Annotated in this window: 15 protein-coding genes and 1 tRNA gene; 14 read left to right on the top strand and 2 right to left on the bottom strand. The window is 68.0% G+C overall.

Annotated elements, in window-relative coordinates; translation table 11 throughout:
- Positions 1–8 precede the first annotated feature (8 nt).
- On the bottom strand, positions 9–806 hold the full coding sequence (locus ASC59_RS04540; protein ID WP_162243170.1) for a hypothetical protein: 798 nt from the start codon (positions 804–806) through the stop codon (positions 9–11).
- Between the two features lie 152 nt (positions 807–958).
- On the opposite strand from ASC59_RS04540, the gene ASC59_RS04535 reads away from it, so the two are divergent.
- Together ASC59_RS04535 and ASC59_RS17690 are read left to right on the top strand one after the other, a co-directional pair.
- A complete protein-coding gene (locus ASC59_RS04535; RefSeq protein WP_055822825.1) occupies positions 959–1624 on the top strand; it encodes a DsbA family oxidoreductase in 666 nt (221 codons plus the stop codon).
- Positions 1621–1755: a hypothetical protein gene (locus ASC59_RS17690; RefSeq protein ID WP_268765475.1), complete on the top strand. Its 135-nt coding sequence runs from the start codon at positions 1621–1623 to the stop codon at positions 1753–1755. The genes ASC59_RS04535 and ASC59_RS17690 overlap by 4 nt, the downstream gene beginning before the upstream one ends.
- Positions 1756–1784: 29 nt before the next feature.
- Here the strand turns inward: ASC59_RS17690 and ASC59_RS04530 are convergent, their stop codons facing one another.
- Positions 1785–2279 (bottom strand): aminoacyl-tRNA deacylase, encoded by a 495-nt coding sequence (locus ASC59_RS04530; protein WP_055818783.1) that lies wholly within the window; start codon positions 2277–2279, stop codon positions 1785–1787.
- A gap of 51 nt (positions 2280–2330) precedes the next feature.
- Here ASC59_RS04530 and dusB point away from each other — a divergent pair, with 51 nt between their 5' ends.
- The 12 genes from dusB (at position 2331) to ASC59_RS04470 (ending at position 16586) form a co-directional block, all read left to right on the top strand.
- Positions 2331–3488 carry a tRNA dihydrouridine synthase DusB gene (gene dusB / locus ASC59_RS04525; RefSeq protein WP_055818780.1) on the top strand — a complete coding sequence of 386 codons (1158 nt, stop codon included), beginning with the start codon at positions 2331–2333 and terminating at the stop codon, positions 3486–3488.
- The gene (locus ASC59_RS04520; protein WP_055818777.1) at positions 3478–4737 is read left to right on the top strand and encodes a deoxyguanosinetriphosphate triphosphohydrolase; all 1260 of its coding nucleotides are present in this window, start codon (positions 3478–3480) and stop codon (positions 4735–4737) included. Before dusB ends, ASC59_RS04520 begins: the two co-directional genes overlap by 11 nt.
- A gap of 101 nt (positions 4738–4838) precedes the next feature.
- Positions 4839–6716, top strand: a complete 1878-nt coding sequence (gene dnaG / locus ASC59_RS04515) for a DNA primase (protein ID WP_055818774.1) — start codon at positions 4839–4841, stop codon at positions 6714–6716.
- 198 nt (positions 6717–6914) lie between these two features.
- Complete coding sequence (locus ASC59_RS04510; protein ID WP_055818771.1) at positions 6915–8552, top strand: ABC transporter substrate-binding protein; 1638 nt, start codon at positions 6915–6917, stop codon at positions 8550–8552.
- A 96-nt stretch (positions 8553–8648) separates the two neighbouring features.
- Positions 8649–9734, top strand: a complete 1086-nt coding sequence (locus tag ASC59_RS04505) for an ABC transporter permease (RefSeq protein WP_055818768.1) — start codon at positions 8649–8651, stop codon at positions 9732–9734.
- A 2-nt stretch (positions 9735–9736) separates the two neighbouring features.
- Complete coding sequence (locus ASC59_RS04500; protein WP_055818765.1) at positions 9737–10819, top strand: ABC transporter permease; 1083 nt, start codon at positions 9737–9739, stop codon at positions 10817–10819.
- Positions 10816–12504, top strand: a complete 1689-nt coding sequence (locus ASC59_RS04495) for an ABC transporter ATP-binding protein (protein ID WP_055818762.1) — start codon at positions 10816–10818, stop codon at positions 12502–12504. Before ASC59_RS04500 ends, ASC59_RS04495 begins: the two co-directional genes overlap by 4 nt.
- Before the next feature lie 4 nt (positions 12505–12508).
- Positions 12509–13351 carry an ABC transporter ATP-binding protein gene (locus ASC59_RS04490; protein WP_055818759.1) on the top strand — a complete coding sequence of 281 codons (843 nt, stop codon included), beginning with the start codon at positions 12509–12511 and terminating at the stop codon, positions 13349–13351.
- Between the two features lie 4 nt (positions 13352–13355).
- A complete protein-coding gene (locus tag ASC59_RS04485) occupies positions 13356–14357 on the top strand; it encodes a D-isomer specific 2-hydroxyacid dehydrogenase family protein (RefSeq protein ID WP_157487918.1) in 1002 nt (333 codons plus the stop codon).
- A 105-nt stretch (positions 14358–14462) separates the two neighbouring features.
- Positions 14463–14535, top strand: a tRNA-Asn gene (locus ASC59_RS04480).
- A gap of 258 nt (positions 14536–14793) precedes the next feature.
- Positions 14794–15927: a sensor histidine kinase gene (locus tag ASC59_RS04475; RefSeq protein ID WP_055818753.1), complete on the top strand. Its 1134-nt coding sequence runs from the start codon at positions 14794–14796 to the stop codon at positions 15925–15927.
- Positions 15924–16586: a response regulator transcription factor gene (locus ASC59_RS04470; RefSeq protein ID WP_055818751.1), complete on the top strand. Its 663-nt coding sequence runs from the start codon at positions 15924–15926 to the stop codon at positions 16584–16586. Before ASC59_RS04475 ends, ASC59_RS04470 begins: the two co-directional genes overlap by 4 nt.
- Positions 16587–16621: the final 35 nt, after the last annotated feature.

Raw genomic sequence — 16621 nt, 5'->3', positions numbered from 1 at the left:
CCGAGGTGCTAGCCGGGCAGATTCTGCACGTCGAGTCCGTCGATGATGTCCACGTCCTCGCTGATCGGGAGTTCGTTCGCCGTCTCGAGGCGGCTGTTGAATGCAGCGCCCTCCGCCGCGTCCCTGTCGACCTGGATCGCAGTGCCCACGATGAGTTGCTCGACCAGCGACTCGAGCGCGGCGATCCTCGCGGACTGCTGGGCGATGAGCTCCTGGTTGTGGGCGACGATCGGAAGCACGCCGTAGTTGAACTTCTTCACGACGCCGTCGATGAGCACCGACGACTTCCGGTACAAGCCGGCGTGGATGTTGTCGTCCCGGTTGCGGTCCTCTTGCGTGTACATGTCGTCCTCCATGGTGACTATCTGGGCGACGCTCGCGGCGTCGAGTGCGGCTTGGATGCGTGGCACGGGGTCGAGGACCGTGCCCTGGAAGATGGATTCGGCCGACGGGCCGAGTGTGGTGTGCGAGTGGGCGCCGTCCCACGATGAGCCGTGGATGTCGTTGTCGCCGGCCACGTGCGCGATGGTGTCGCCCGGCATCACCTCCGCGTTGATGCCGTGCGGGGCGTCCACCACGTGCGCCCAGCCGGCGAAGTTGCCATCGTCGAGCCTGATGACGACGCAGAATCCGAGGAACTGCGACTGCGGGATGTCGACGATGACGCCGTGCTCGTAGGCGGGGATCGGCGTCCCGGCCGTGTGGATGTAGTCCTTGCCCCGATGCCCCTGCGGACCGTAGAACGCCGAGTTCGGGAGGATTCCGAAGTTCCCGCCGCCCACGCGGTAGAAGTCCTGCCAGCTCATGATCATCGCCTCGCGATCCGGTTCGGGTGACCGTCGCCCGCGTCGCTGCGGGCAGCCTCGTCATCGAGGCTACGCCGCTCTGCCGGGAGCGCATCGTGGCGAGCCCCGATTCCCACGGGAATACGCACTGCAGCGTCGCCGTTGCCGTCAGGGTGAGTGAACCCATCAAGATCGACATCTGGTCCGACATCGCCTGCCCGTGGTGCTACATCGGCAAGCGCAACCTCGAAGGCGGAATCGCCGCTCTCGGAGCCGACGGCCCGGCGGTCGAGGTGGAGTACCACTCGTTCGAGCTCTCGCCGGACACCCCCGCGGACTTCGTGGGTTCGACGACGGAGTACCTCGCCAAGGCCAAGGGCATGCCGGTACCGCAGGTCGAGGCCATGCTCGAGCACGTGACCGGCATCGCAGCCAAGGCCGGGCTCGACTACCACTTCGACGAGGTCAAGCACACCAAGACCCTCAAGGCGCACGAACTGCTGCACTTCGCCAAGGCGCACGGCAAGCAGCTCGAGCTGACGGAGCGGCTGCTCAAGGCCTACTTCGAGGAGGGCGGTTACGTGAACCGCGTCGACGACCTCGTGTCGTACGCCGTCGAGGTCGGCCTCGACGCCGACGGTGCCCGCGCCGCCCTCGAGAACGGCACCTTCGCGTCCGACGTGCAGGCCGACATCGACCAGGCCAGGGCCTACGGCATCAACGGTGTCCCGTTCTTCGTCATCGACGGCAAGTACGGGGTGTCGGGAGCCCAGCCGTCCGAGGTCTTCACCCAGGCCATCACCCAGGTCGCCGGTGAGCGGGAGCAGGTCGGCGCATGAGCGACGACACGACCACCGCGCCGGCGACGTCCGGGCTGTCGGTCTCGACACCGCCGGTGAAGCCGCTGCTGCTGACTCTGGCGACGGATGCCGCTGCCCCCGTCTGCGACGGCGACAGCTGCTCGTTCTGAGCGCTCCACCGGCCCGAGCGGAATGACGGCTACTCGGGGTCGGTGATATCGGCGACCGACGCGCCGTACGCCGCGATGAGCGCATCGGCGTCGACGAAGGCGCTGTGCCCGTGCGCGCCGGCCCCCATCGCGACGCGCGCGCCCACGATCGACTCGTCGGCGACGACGGGCCACTCGTGGCGGGATCCGAGCGGGGTGATCGTTCCGCGCTCGTAGCCCGTTGCTGCAAGCGCGCGGTCGGCATCCGGCATCTGCAGCTTGTTCACGCCGAGCAGTGCACGCAGCTTCGGCCAGGAGATCTTTCGCCCGCCGGGGACGAGTGCGAACAGATACGTGTCGTCGCTCCGCTTGACCACGAGCGTCTTCACTATGTCGAGCGGACGGATGCCCATCAACGACGCGGCCTCCGCCAGGCTGGAGGCAGCCGGGCGCTCGATGATCTCCACGGCGAGGCCTCGTTCGGCGGCATCCGCCGTCACCCGCGCGGTTCCCTCGAGGCCGTCGAATCGGATGTCTTCACTCATCAGTACCCCGCTAGTTCTGGAAGCAGTCGTCATCTGGGAGAATAGAGGCACATGTCTTCCGCAACCACTCTCACGCAGGCGCCCCTGAACATCGGGCCGCTCGAACTCGACGTCCCCGTCGTGCTCGCGCCCATGGCGGGCATCACCAACACCGCATTCCGCCGCCTCTGCCGGGAGTTCGGCGCCGGCCTCTACGTCAGCGAGATGATCACGAGCCGTGCCCTCGTCGAGCGCACGCCGGAATCGATGCGCCTGATCACGCACCATGAGAGCGAGACGACCCGCTCTATCCAGCTCTACGGGGTCGACCCGAAGACCGTGGCCGAGGCGGTCACGATGCTGGTGGCCGAGGATCGCGCCGACCACATCGACCTGAACTTTGGATGCCCGGTGCCCAAGGTCACCCGCAAGGGCGGGGGAGCGGCGCTGCCGTGGAAGCTCGGTCTGTTCCGCCAGATCGTCGAGGGCGCGGTGAAGGCCGCCGGTGACATCCCGCTCACGATCAAGATGCGCAAGGGCATCGACTCCGACCACCTCACCTACCTCGAGGCCGCCCGTGCTGCCGAGGGTGCCGGTGTCGCCTCCATCGCCCTGCACGCTCGCACCGCAGCCGAGTTCTACTCCGGTCACGCCGACTGGTCGGCGATCGAGAAGCTGAAGAACACCATCACCGGCACCCCGGTGCTCGGCAACGGCGACATCTGGTCGGCCGAGGATGCGCTCCGCATGGTGCGTGAGACCGGCTGCGACGGCGTCGTCGTCGGACGCGGATGCCTCGGGCGGCCGTGGCTGTTCGGCGACCTCGCCGCCGCCTTCCGAGGCGAGTCGGTGTCCTTCCAGCCGAACCTCGGCCAGGTCGCCGAGACCTTCCGCCGCCACGCCGAGCTGCTCGTCGACTTCTTCGACGACGAGGACCGCGGATGCCGCGACATCCGCAAGCACGTCGCCTGGTACTTCAAGGGCTACCCGGTCGGCGGCGACCTGCGTGCGCGTCTCGCCACCGTGGAGTCACTGGCCATGCTCGACGACCTCCTGGCGACCTTGGACTGGGATCAGCCGTACCCGGGCGAGGGCGCGGAAGGACCACGCGGCCGAGCGGGAACCCCGAAGAGCCCGTCGCTGCCGCAGGGCTGGCTCGACTCGCAGGAGCTCGCGGGAGCCGAGCGCACCACGCTGAACGACGCCGAACTGGACACGAGTGGAGGCTGAGCCGGGCACCGGCGACTACGGCGTGAGAGACGCCGAGCGCTGGCTGCCCGAGGAGCACTCGACGCGTCGCAGCGACTTCGCCCGCGATCGTGGTCGCCTGCTGCACTCCTCCGCCTTGCGCCGCCTCGCAGCCAAGACCCAGGTGCTGAGCCCGACCGCCGGTCTCGACTTCGCCCGCAACAGGCTCACCCACTCGCTCGAGGTCGCCCAGGTCGGTCGCGAGCTCGCCACCAGCCTGTCCCTCGACCCCGACGTTGTCGACACCGCCTGCCTGGCACACGACCTCGGGCACCCGCCCTTCGGCCACAACGGCGAGCGTGCGCTCAACTCCTGGGCCAGGGACATCGGCGGGTTCGAGGGCAACGCGCAGACCCTGCGCCTGCTCAGCCGTCTCGAGCCCAAGGTCTTCGGCGCCGACGGCCGCAGCTACGGCCTGAACCTCACCCGCGCCAGTCTCGACGCGAGCTGCAAGTACCCGTGGCCGGAGGAGACCAGCGTCACCGACCCGAGCGGTCGCCACAAGTTCGGCTTCTACAGCGACGACATCGACGTCTTCACCTGGTTGCGGGCCGACGCCCCCGATCGCCGTCTCTGCATCGAGGCGCAGGTCATGGACCTCTCCGACGACATCGCCTATTCGGTGCACGACTTCGAAGACGCCGTCGTCAACGGCTTCATCGACATTCCCGCCCTCGCCAGCCGATCCGAGCACGACGCCCTCGTCGACTCGATGTACGAGTGGATCGGCGGCGAGTACAGCCACGACGAACTCATGGGCGCCTTCGATCGTCTCGAGGAACTCCCGCTGTGGATCGACACCTGGGACGGCACGCGCCGTGACCAGGCCCGCCTCAAGAACCTCACCAGTGAACTCATCGGCCGCTTCGCCCATGCCGCGACCGAGGCGACTCGCCAGGCCGCGCCGCAGACCGCTCTGGCGCGCTTCGGTGCCGATGTCGTCGTGCCGCGATCGGTGAAGACGGAGATCGCCGTGCTCAAGGGCATAGTCGCGGCCTTCGTGATGTCGAAGAACACCCGGCAGCCCATCTACAAGCAGCAGCGCCAGGTGTTGAGGTCCCTCGCCGACGTGCTGTGGCAGGGCGGCGACGAGCATCTCGACGTCGGCTTCGCCGGTGATTGGCAGGTGGCATCCGACGACGCAGCACGCAAGCGCGTGATCGTCGACCAAGTGGCCAGCCTGACCGACCAGTCGGCCCTCGCCTGGTACGAGCGGCTCGTCCAGAACTGACTCTCGAGGCGATCGCGTCGGTTCGTTCCACGCCGCTTCCGCGCATCCCCATCCCCGAGCTGGGGGACGGATGCCGCTCCGCCCGCCCGTAGGATTGATGGATGGCCGGCCGCATCCGTCAAGGAGACATCGATGAGGTCAAGTCCCGTACCAACATCGCCGACATCGTCGGGGACTACGTCTCACTGAAGTCAGCCGGTGTCGGCTCGATGAAGGGACTCTGCCCCTTCCACGACGAGCGCAGCCCCAGCTTCCACGTGCGCCCGCAGGTCGGCTTCTACCACTGCTTCGGATGCGGCGAGTCCGGTGACGTCATCTCGTTCCTGCAGCGCATGGACCACGTCACGTTCGCCGACGCCATCGAGCGCCTGGCGGCCCGCATCGGATTCGAACTGCACTACGAGGACGGCGGCGCAACGCCCGATCAGGGCAACCGCGCCCGCCTGCTCGCCGCGAACTCGGCGGCGGCCGAGTTCTTCGTCGACCAGTTGCGCACGGGCGGCGCAGAACCCGGACGACGCTTCCTCGGCGAGCGCGGCTTCGATGCCAACGCTGCAGCGCACTTCGGCGTCGGATTCGCTCCGAAGAGCTGGGACGAGCTGACCAAGCACCTGCGAGGCCGCGGCTTCAAGGACGATGAGCTCGCCGCAGCCGGGCTCGTCTCCAGCGGCGACCGGGGCATCTACGACCGCTTCCGCGGGCGTCTGGTCTGGCCCATCCGAGACATCACCGGCCAGACCGTCGGCTTCGGCGCCCGCAAGCTGCTCGAGGACGACCCAGGCCCCAAGTACCTCAACACGCCCGAGACGCCGGTCTATCACAAGGCCCAGGTGCTCTACGGGCTCGACCTCGCCAAGCGCGACATCTCCCGTGCCCGCCAGATCGTCGTCGTCGAGGGCTACACAGACGTCATGGCCTGCCACCTCGCCGGGGTCACGACCGCCGTCGCCACCTGTGGCACGGCCTTCGGCGTCGACCACATCAAGGTCGTGCGCAGAGTACTCGGCGACGACTCGGTCGGGGGAGAGGTCATCTTCACCTTCGATCCCGATGCCGCCGGCCAGAAGGCGGCCATGCGCGCCTTCTCCGAGGAGCAGCGCTTCGCAGCCCAGACCTATGTCGCCGTCGCACCCGACGGCCTCGACCCGTGCGACCTGCGCATCCATCGCGGCGACGACGCCGTGCGCAGGCTCGTCGACGAGAAGCGTCCGATGTTCGAGTTCGTCATCAAGAACCAGCTCGCGCAGTACGACCTCGAGACGGTCGAGGGCCGTGCGGCCGGCCTGAAGGCGGCGGCTCCCGTCGTCGCCGACATCCGCGATGCCGCCCTCCGCCCCGGCTACACGCGCGAGCTCGCCCGCATGCTCGGAGCGGAACTCGCCGATGTGCAGCGGGCCGTCTCCAGCGCGTCGTCGGGGCCCGCCGCGCGCGGTCGTCGGGAGATTCGCGAACCCGCCGCCGCTCCGCTGCGCGAGGGCGAGACCGCACCGATCGTCGAGCAGCGTCCATACTCCATCACCGAGCTGCCCGGCGACCCGGCCACACGGCTCGAGCGCGACGCCGTCATGGCGATGCTGCAGCATCCGTCCCTCGTCGGAGTCGACCTCATCCGTCGGGCGACGCAGAGCGGATTCTCCAATGCGTCCCTCGGCGTGGTGCGCGACGGCATCGCCTCCACCGTCGACACGATCGAGCAGCCCGACTGGCTGGGACGCGTGGTGACCGAGGTGCCGGAGCCGCTGCGCGACTTCGTGCAGCAGCTCGCGGTCGCCCCCATCCCCGAGCGCAGTGAGCGCGAGCTGGCCGGGTACGCGCGAGGGGTGGCGCTCTCGCTCATCGACCGCGACCTGCTGCGCCGCAAGAGCGAGCTCCTCGGCCGCCTGCAACGCACCGACGCGACCGATCGCGAGACCTACACGGCCCTCCAACGCGGCCTGGTGCAACTCGAGGCGGAACGACGGGCCCTGCGCGAGGAGTGACCTCTGCGCGCATCATCCGTCGCCTCGTGATGCGTCGACGCAACATGATTGCAGCTCTGTAACCTTTGGGCGCAGAAGGTGCCTCCGAACACATGCGGGAAACACACCTGTGTTAGTTCTAGGGGTATGCGTGATTCATCCGGGGCACAGCCCTGTGCGGATCGCGCTTCACACATCGACAGGAAGAGGTAGACGGATATGACATCCGCATCCAAGACCGGCAAGCGCGCCATCATCGTCGCCGCGGGATTCACCGCTGCTGCGCTCGCGCTCTCCGGCTGTGCCGCAGGCGGCGGGTCCGACAAGGACTCCGGCTCCAGTGGAACGCTCACCATCGGCACGACTGACAAGATCACGGTCCTCGACCCGGCAGGCTCGTACGACAACGGCTCATTCGCCGTCATGAACCAGGTGTTCCCCTTCCTGATGAACACGCCGTACGGCAGCCCAGACGTCGAGCCGGACATCGCCGAGTCGGCCGAGTTCACGGCCCCGACCGAGTACACCGTCAAGCTGAAGCCCGGCCTGACGTTCGCCAACGGCAACGAGCTCACTGCATCCGACGTGAAGTTCACGTTCGACCGCCAGCTGAAGATCGCCGATGAGAACGGCCCGTCGTCGCTGCTCTACAACCTCGAGTCAACCGACGCCGTCGACGACACCACGGTCGTGTTCCACCTCAAGTCGGCCAACGACCAGGTCTTCCCGCAGATCCTCTCGAGCCCGGCGGGCCCGATCGTCGACGAGGACGTCTTCGCCGCCGACGCACTCACCTCGGACGACGACATCGTCGCCGGCAAGGCGTTCGCGGGTCAGTATTCGATCTCGAGCTACGACTTCAACAACCTCATCCAGTACAAGGCCAACCCCGACTACAAGGGTGTCCTCGAGCCGGCGAAGACCGGCACGGTGAACGTCAAGTACTACGCCGACGCCTCGAACCTGAAGCTCGCCGTGCAGGAGGGCGAGATCGACGTCGCATTCCGCAGCCTCTCGGCCACCGACATCGACAGCCTCCGCGGCAACGACAAGGTGAAGGTCGTCGACGGCCCCGGTGGAGAGATCCGCTACATCGTCTTCAACTTCGACACCCAGCCGTTCGGCGCCACGACCCCTGAGGCCGACGCTGCCAAGGCCCTCGCGGTGCGCCAGGCCGTCGCCGACCTCGTCGACCGCGACGAGATCGCCGACCAGGTCTACAAGGGCACCTACACGCCCCTGTACTCCTACGTTCCGGCCGGCCTGACCGGTGCCACCGAGTCCCTCAAGGGCCTCTACGGCGACGGAGAGGGCGGACCCGACGCGGACAAGGCGAAGGCGACCCTCGCGGCTGCCGGCATCACCGAGCCCGTCGTGCTCAACCTGCAGTACTCGAACGACCACTACGGCCCGTCGTCTGGTGACGAGTACGCACTCGTCAAGGACCAGCTGGAGTCGAGTGGACTGTTCACCGTCAACCTGCAGACCACCGAGTGGGTGCAGTACTCGAAGGACCGCACGACCGACGTGTACCCGGAGTACCAGCTCGGCTGGTTCCCCGACTACTCGGACGCCGACAACTACCTGACGCCGTTCTTCCTCACGGAGAACTTCCTCGGGAACCACTACGACGACAAGGAGGTCAACGACCTGATCCTCAAGCAGGCCACGACCACCGACCCGGCCGAGCGCACGAAGGTCATCGAGGAGATCCAGGACAAGGTCGCGGCCCAGCTCTCGACCGTCCCGCTGCTCCAGGGTGCTCAGGTCGCCGTCACCGGCACCGACGTCGAAGGAACCGAGGACACGCTCGACGCGTCGTTCAAGTTCCGCTACGGCGCCCTCTCCAAGGGCTGAGAGCTCCACGACTAGAGTTTCTCCAGCGTGAAAAACCGGGGGCGGCCCGCGCAAGCGGGTCGTCCCCACTCTTCTGCAACAAAACGTGAGGTACGCATGACCACAGTGGCATTGACGCCCGAGGCGCCGACGACGCCGACTGCTCGCAGACGCTCGGCAGGAGGAAGCCTCGGCAGTTATCTGCTCGTGCGGTTCCTGTTGATCATCCCGACCATCTTCATCCTGGTCACCCTGGTCTTCGTGCTCATGCGCACGACGGGCGACCCCATCACCGCCGCCCTCGGCGGCCGCCTCGGACCGGAGCAGCTGGCCGAGCGTATCCACGCCGCCGGCTACGACCGCCCCCTGTTCGTGCAGTACCTCGAGTACCTCGGCCAGGTCTTCACCGGCAACTTCGGCACGACCATCTCGACGAACCGGCCTGTGACCGAGGTGCTCTTCACCTACGGCCCAGCCACGTTCGAGCTGGCGTTCTACAGCCTCCTCGTCGCCTTCGTCCTCGGCATCCCGCTCGGCATGGTCGCCGCATACTTCCGCGACAAGTACCCGGATGCCGTCTTCCGCATCATGGCGATCCTGTTCTACGCGACTCCGGTGTTCTTCTCGGGCCTGCTCCTCAAGCTCGTCTTCTCGGTCTGGCTCGGCTGGCTCCCCATCGCCGGTCGTGCCTCCACCTCGGCCGAGCTCGAGATGGAGTTCCTGTCCAGCAAGACGGGCTTCTACACGATCGACGCGATCCAGACCGGAAACCCCGAGGTTCTGGCCGACGTGCTGGCGCACGCCGTGCTCCCGGCCATCGCCCTCGGTCTGCTCACCGCGGGCGTGTTCCTCCGCCTGGTGCGCACCAACGTGATCGGCACGCTCTCGACCGACTACGTCGACGCGGCGCGCTCCCGCGGTGTCAGCGAGTTCCGGCTCGTGCGGCTGCACGCCTACCGCCCCGCTCTCATTCCGATCATCACCGTCATCGGTCTGCAGATCGCCCTCCTGCTCGGTGGAGCAGTGCTCACCGAGACGACGTTCGAGTGGAAGGGCCTCGGGTTCATGCTCATCGAGTTCATCAAGGCCCGCGACTACGTGGCTGTGCAGGGCATCGTCGTTCTGCTGGCGGTGATCGTGGCGCTGACCAACTTCATCGTCGATGTCATAGCCGCCGTCGTCGACCCGCGAGTGAGGTACTGATCATGACGACCATCACCCCGACCGCGGCACCAGTGCCGCACAAGCCCGGCTTCTGGCAGCGCCTCCCCGTCGTGCACCAGCTGCGCCAGAGCGTCGGCCTGCAGCGCGGCATGCTCGTCACAGGCCTCATCCTCATGGGCGTCTTCGTGCTGACGGCGATCTTCGCCCCGCTCCTCGCGCCGTACAAGTACAACCAGTTGCGTGCCGACGGCGTTGCATTCGGCGCTCAGCAGGCACCGTCGGCCGAGCATCTGCTCGGCACGACGGTGGGCGGATACGACGTCTTCTCCCGCGTGATCTGGGGAGCGCAGACCGCGATCCTGGTTATCGTGCTCGCGGTGGTGTTCTCCATCTTCATCGGCGTCTTCCTCGGCCTGGTCTCCGGCTACTTCGGCGGCTGGCCCGACCGCCTGCTCGTCGTGGTGTGCGATGCGATCTACGCATTCCCATCGCTGCTCCTCGCCATCGTGCTCTCCATCGTCATCTCGGGCGGCCGGTCCAGCCTCTGGGGCGGGATCCTCGCGGCTGCCCTGTCGATCACCGTGGTCTACATCCCGCAGTACTTCCGGGTGATCCGCGCCGAGACCGTCCGCATCAAGGCCGAGGCCTACGTTGAGTCCGCTCGCGTGCTCGGCGCCAGCAACGCGCGGGTCATGTTCCGCCATGTGCTGCGCAACGCCACCCGGTCTCTGCCGTTGCTCATCACGCTCAACTCGTCCGAGGCCGTGCTCACCCTGGCCGGTCTCGGCTTCATCGGCTTCGGCATCGAGCCGACGGCCGCAGCCGAATGGGGCTACGACCTCAACAAGGCCATCTCCGACGTCACGAGCGGAATCTGGTGGACGGCCCTCTTCCCGGGCCTCGCCATCGTCCTCACGGTGCTCGGCATCACCCTGGTCGGCGAGAGCCTCAACGACCTGGCCGACCCGCGCCTGCGCGGCCGCCGCGCCGTGGCGAAGGCATCCGGAACCGTCGCCGAGACGTCCGTGGTGCCTGGCGGCACCCTCACGGCAGGCCCGGGCGGACTCGCCGGCCTGGAAGACGGGGAATCATTCGACGAGCACGGAATCGAGGTCCGACCATGACGAACGTCGTCTCCATCGAGAAGCTGGGCATCTCCTTCGCAACAGACGCCGGCGCCGTGAAGGCCGTCGACGACGTCAGCCTGTCCGTCGGTCCTGGTGAGGTTCTCGCCATCGTCGGCGAGAGCGGGTCGGGAAAGACCGTCACCGCGAAGACCATCCTCGGCCTGCTGCCCGAGACCGCGACGGTGAGCGGTGCCGTGATCCTCAGCAGCAAGGACGGATCGTCGTCGACGGATGTCGTCACGCTGTCGAAGAAGGACCTGCGCCGGGTGCGCGGAACCGACGTCGCCATGGTGTTCCAGGAGCCGTCGACGGCGCTGAACCCCGTCTTCACCGTTGGATGGCAGATCATCGAGGGCCTCCGTGCGCACGGCAAGGTCGGAAAGAAGGCCGGCCGCGAGCAGGCCATCGACATCCTGCGCAGGGTCGGCATCCCCGAGCCCGAGAAGCGCGTCGACTACTACCCGCACCAGTTCTCGGGCGGACAGAAGCAGCGCGTCGTCATCGCTATGGCGCTGGTGCTCGATGCCGGTCTCATCGTCGCCGACGAGCCGACCACGGCCCTCGACGTCACCGTGCAGGCCGAGATCCTCGACCTGCTGCGCCGCTGCCGAGACGAGTTCGGCGCGGCCATCGTGCTCATCACCCACAACATGGGCGTCGTGGCAGACCTCGCCGACCGCGTCGCGGTGATGTACCAGGGCGAGGTCGTCGAGGAGGCTGATGTCGCCACCCTGTTCTCCGCGCCGAAGGATCCGTACACCCAGCGCCTGCTGGCGTCGGTTCCGCATGTCGGGCAGGGCACGCTGACGGCGGCCGACCGCGCGAGCGCCCGCTCCACCGACTGGTCGAGCAATGCGCCCGTCGTGGTGGCACAGGACCTCCGCATCGAGTACCCGGGGCGTTTCGGACGTGCCGGATTCGTGGCCGTCGACGGCGTGAGCTTCGACATCCGTGCTGGAGAGGTCCTCGGCCTCGTAGGAGAGAGCGGTTCGGGCAAGACCACGATCGGTCGCGCCATCGGCGGACTCACGCGGGTGACCGGAGGATCGCTCTCCGTGCTCGATCACGAGATGAACGGCGTGCGGGAGCGCGACTTCAAGAAGACCCGCAGCAACATCGGCTTCGTCTTCCAAGACCCGGCATCGAGCTTCAATCCGCTTCTCACCATCGCGGAATGCGTCGCGGAGCCGCTGGTCATCCACGGGCGGGCATCCAGCGCCGGCTCGGCGCGCGCCCGGGTCGACGACCTGCTCGAGGCCGTGCAACTGCCGCGCAGCTACGGCGACAGGTACCCGCACGAGCTCTCGGGCGGCCAGCGCCAGCGAGCGAGCCTCGCGCGTGCCCTCGCCCTCGAACCCACGCTGCTGATCGCCGATGAGCCCACCAGTGCGCTGGACGTGTCGGTGCAGGCCCGTGTGCTCGAGCTGTTCGCGGAGCTGCAGCGCGAGTTCGGCTTCGCGGCGCTCTTCATCAGCCACGACCTGGCGGTCGTCGACCTGCTCGCCGACCGCATCGCGGTGCTGTACAAGGGCAAGCTCGTGGAGGAGGGCACCGGCGCCGAGGTGCTCGGTGCGCCTCAGCATCCGTACACCCAGCGTCTCCTCGCCTCCCTCCCCGTGCCCGACCCCGCTGAGCAAGCTCTCCGAAGGGATGCGCTGCACGCCCTGCGGGAGGCAGAGTAGAAGCATGGTGGGCAACGCACAGCACGGCTATCCGATCATCACGAGTGATCTGACGATCGAATATCCGGCGCACGGGCCCTCGCCCGCCTTCGTGGCGGTGCGAGGGCTTGACCTGCGCGTGCTGCCCGGTGAGGTGCTCGGCCTGCTCGGAGAGAGCGGTTCCGGGAAGAGCACGATCGCCAGGGTGCTGGCCGGGCAGTTCCTGGAGGCCCCGCGCGGTGACGTGCACCCGGTGATCACCGGGGGAGACGCCGAGGTCTTCGGTGAATCGCTGCGCAAGCTCCGGCGCCGCGACGCCGATCGACTGATGTTCGAGGTCGGCTACCTGGCTCAGGATGCATCGGAGAACCTGCCGCCCGACTTCACCGTCGCCGAGATCGTCGCGGAGCCGATCCTGCTGCGCGACAAGCACTACAACCGCAAGGCCCTCGAGGCACGCGTCGTCACGATGGTCGACGCCGTTCGGCTTCCACTCAGCGTCATCCCGCGCTACCCGTACGAACTGAGCGCCGGCCAGCGGCAGCGGCTCGCCATCGCCCGCGCCCTCGTGCTCGACCCGGCACTGCTCATCGCCGATGAACCGACCGCGGCCATCGACGCCCTCGTGCGGCACTCGATCATCGACCTGATCCGCGAGCTGCAGGTGCACAGCGCCTTCTCCGCGCTCGTCATCAGCCACGACCTCGCCGTGCTCCGGCGCATCGCCGACCGCATCGCCGTGCTCAAGAACGGCGTCCTGGTGGGCTACGGCCCGATCGACGACGTGCTCGCCAATCCGCTCCATCCCTATGTCGAACGACTGGCCTCCGAACTGGTCGGGCCTTCCCACGCCGGCGAACAGGACTGATGGCATGACGACGAACCCACCGATGCACCGCGCGGTGCTCGCACCCGACGCCGACGACGGCATCCGCCGGCATCGCCCCAGCCCCGGGAGCATCGCGCTCCTCCCGCGCAGCAGTGCCGTGTTCGAGGCTGCTGTGACGGATGCCGGCGGCACGATCGCTCCGCTCGGCCCCGAGACCCGCGGCATCGTCTGGTTGTCCTACGCCAGGGCCGCGGAGCTCGGCGATGTGCTCGACGCGAATCCGCAGGTCGAGTGGGTGCAGTTGCCGTTCGCGGGCGTTGACGCGTTCTCCGACAGCATCAGGGAGCACTCCCGGCAGAACCTCCTCTGGACGAGCGCGAAGGGAGCATACGCGCAGCCTGTCGCCGAGCACGCCCTGGCACTCTCGCTGGCCCTCATGCGCTTCCTTCCGCGCCGCATCCGGGCCACATCGTGGGATTCGGTGCCCCGTGGCGTCTCCCTCTACGGCCGCGAGGTCGTCATCGTCGGCGCCGGCGGCATCGCCATCGAACTGATCCGACTGCTCGAGCCGTTCGCGCCCCGCATCACCATCGTCAGGCGGCGAGCGGATGCCGTTCCCGGGGCAGCCGAGACCGTGGGAGCCGACGACCTCCACCGGGTGCTGCCGCGCGCCGACCTGGTCGTCGTCGCCGCCGCCCTCACCGGCGGAACCCGCCACCTGTTCGGCGCGCCCGAGTTCGCGCTCATGAAGGACTCGGCGTATCTCGTCAACATCGCCCGCGGCGGCCTCGTCGACACCGATGCGCTGGTCACGGCGCTGAACCAGGGCACCATCGCCGGTGCTGCCGTCGACGTCACCGACCCTGAGCCGTTGCCGGACGGGCATGAGCTCTGGAGCGCTCAGAACGTGATCATCACCCCGCACATGGCCGATACTCCCGAGATGACGGCGCCGCTTCTGGCCGAGCGGATCCGACGCAATGTCGAGGCGCTGCTCGGCGGGGGAGAGTTCGTCGGAGTCGTCGATCCGAGCGCCGGCTACTGATCGACGTGAGGCACCCACGCTGTCGCGCGGCGGCTTCGCAGGAGCTGTCCTCGATTTTGTTGTGGGCGAACTTTTGCTAAAGTAGATGAGGCGCGAAAGTGCTGATCCTCGATAGCTCAATTGGCAGAGCAATCGGCTGTTAACCGGTAGGTTCTTGGTTCGAGTCCAAGTCGGGGAGCGAAGGACCGGAAGGGCTCCACCCCTCCGGTCCTTTTTCGTTTAACGACCGGGGCGCTCCGGATCCGGTCGGATGGCCCGTGCGCGCAGGAGCACCCGCCTACTCCCGGGAGAGCAGTGCGCTCGACTCCCGAGGAGGGACGCCAGCCGTCGGCACCGTCGCTACGATCGATGCATGCCGACCTCCGAGCGCTGGACTCATCCCGGCGCTCCCGGTGCAGTTCGGGCAGGCGAGCCGAGAGGCCCCTGGGGTCGGTGGATGGATGACGATCCGCGACCGCTCCGCCGAGTGCGGTGGTTCGCCGTCGTCTCCTCGCAGCTCGTCCAGCTGCCACTGCTCATCTGGCTGATCGCCTCCGACGCCGGGAGTGCGCGGATCGCCGCATCCGTCGTCGCCTTCGCTGCCTCCTACCTGCTCCTCCTCGTGCCCCGATACCCCGGCCCGACGGTCGTCCTCGTCGCGGCGGCGATAGCTCCGGCTCTGGTGCTCGTTCCGTTCGGTCCGCCGTTCGCGGCGGTTCCCGTCGCCTTCGCCGTCGTGCAGGCCACGGCCCGTGGTGCTCGCGCGTGGGTCTGGGGGACCATCGGCGTTGGCGCCATCGTGGCTCTCGGGTACGGCACGGTCTCCGGCGAGTGGCCGGCCCTCGTGCGCTCATTGATCGTGCTGTTGGTGCTCAGCATCCTCGTCGGTGCGGGGGAGGCCGCTCGCAGTCGGATCGAGCGCTTCCGCGACTACCGCGAGCAGCAGCTGCGCGCCAGGCAGAGCGAGGCCGAACTCGAACGGCTGCGGATAGCGCGAGAACTCCATGACGTGCTGGCGCACTCGCTGTCCTCCATCAACGTGCAGGCCGGCATGGGCCTGCACCTCATGGAGAGCCGACCAGAACGGGCGGCCGAGGCCCTCGCGAACATCAAGGAGACCAGTCGTACGGCCCTCGACGAGGTGCGGGGAGTGCTCGGCTTCCTGAGGTCGGGCGACGACAGCGCGCCCCTGGTGCCGGAACCCGGGCTTGCGCGGCTGCCGGCGCTCGCCTCGTCACTGGCGGTGCTCGGCGTCACGGTGACGCTGCAGGGCGAGCTCGCAGGGGACCCGCCGCCCGCCACCGACCGCACGATCTACCGCATCGTGCAGGAGGCTCTCACGAACGTCACCCGTCACTCGGAGGCCGACACCGCCGTGGTCCGGCTCGCCACAGTCGATGACGTCGACATCGTGACCATCACCGACTCGGGGCGCGCCCACGGAACGGAGCCGGTGCAGGAGGGGCGCGGCTTCCTCGGGATGCGCGAGCGTGCGGCTCTCGTCGGCGGCAGCCTGGACGTCGGCTGGATCGATGGCGGCGGGCTCCGCGTCGAGGTGCGCATCCCGAGGCACGAGGAGGCGCAGCCGTGATCACGGTCTTCATCGCCGACGACCAGCACCTGGTGCGGGCGGGCTTCAGGGCTCTGCTCGAGGCCGAGCCCGACATCGAGGTCGTCGGCGAGGCCGCGACGGGCTCTGCGGCCGTCGCCGGAATCATCGCATCCCGTCCCGACGTCGTGCTCATGGACATCCGGATGCCGGAGGGGGATGGGCTGCAGGCGACGCGCGAGATCACGGCTCATCCCGGTCTGGATGCCACCCACATCGTCATCGTGACGACCTTCGAGCTCGACGAGTACGTCGCCGAGGCGATCCGGGCCGGCGCCAGCGGCTTCCTCGTGAAGGACACGGAGCCCGCGGAGCTCATCCGTGCCGTGCATGTCGTCGCGGAGGGCGACGCTCTGCTCTCGCCTGGGGTCACGAGACGGCTGCTCGCCCGCATGGCGTCTGGACTGAAAGACGCTCCGGTCACCGGGATCTTCGATGCACTCACCGCTCGCGAACTCGAGGTGCTCGAACTCGTCGCGCACGGCCTCAGCAACGATGAGATCGCCGGCAGGCTGTTCCTCAGCCCGCTGACGGCCAAGACCCACGTCTCGCGCATCATGACGAAGCTCGGCGCGCGCGATCGCGTGCAGCTCGTGGTGAGCGCCTACGAGTCCGGCCTCGTGCGACCGGGGTGGTCCTAGCAGGCTGGCCCGCGCGACTCCCGTTGTCGGACGGC

Origin of the sequence: Leifsonia sp. Root1293, from assembly GCF_001425325.1 — a bacterium.
Taxonomy (GTDB): Bacteria; Actinomycetota; Actinomycetes; order Actinomycetales; family Microbacteriaceae; genus Orlajensenia.
Note: the sequence above shows the minus strand (reverse complement) of the source record. Positions and strands in the feature narration are given on the sequence as shown.

Excerpts from the sequence above, each read along its gene's own strand:
- ASC59_RS04540 (WP_162243170.1), bottom strand. The coding sequence starts at position 806 with ATGAGCTGGCAGGACTTCTACCGCGTGGGCGGCGGGAACTTCGGAATC.
- ASC59_RS17690 (WP_268765475.1), top strand. The coding sequence starts at position 1,621 with ATGAGCGACGACACGACCACCGCGCCGGCGACGTCCGGGCTGTCGGTC.
- ASC59_RS04530 (WP_055818783.1), bottom strand. The coding sequence starts at position 2,279 with ATGAGTGAAGACATCCGATTCGACGGCCTCGAGGGAACCGCGCGGGTG.
- dusB (WP_055818780.1), top strand. The coding sequence starts at position 2,331 with ATGTCTTCCGCAACCACTCTCACGCAGGCGCCCCTGAACATCGGGCCG.
- dnaG (WP_055818774.1), top strand. The coding sequence starts at position 4,839 with ATGGCCGGCCGCATCCGTCAAGGAGACATCGATGAGGTCAAGTCCCGT.
- ASC59_RS04510 (WP_055818771.1), top strand. The coding sequence starts at position 6,915 with ATGACATCCGCATCCAAGACCGGCAAGCGCGCCATCATCGTCGCCGCG.
- ASC59_RS04505 (WP_055818768.1), top strand. The coding sequence starts at position 8,649 with ATGACCACAGTGGCATTGACGCCCGAGGCGCCGACGACGCCGACTGCT.
- ASC59_RS04500 (WP_055818765.1), top strand. The coding sequence starts at position 9,737 with ATGACGACCATCACCCCGACCGCGGCACCAGTGCCGCACAAGCCCGGC.
- ASC59_RS04495 (WP_055818762.1), top strand. The coding sequence starts at position 10,816 with ATGACGAACGTCGTCTCCATCGAGAAGCTGGGCATCTCCTTCGCAACA.
- ASC59_RS04490 (WP_055818759.1), top strand. The coding sequence starts at position 12,509 with ATGGTGGGCAACGCACAGCACGGCTATCCGATCATCACGAGTGATCTG.
- ASC59_RS04485 (WP_157487918.1), top strand. The coding sequence starts at position 13,356 with ATGACGACGAACCCACCGATGCACCGCGCGGTGCTCGCACCCGACGCC.
- ASC59_RS04475 (WP_055818753.1), top strand. The coding sequence starts at position 14,794 with ATGGATGACGATCCGCGACCGCTCCGCCGAGTGCGGTGGTTCGCCGTC.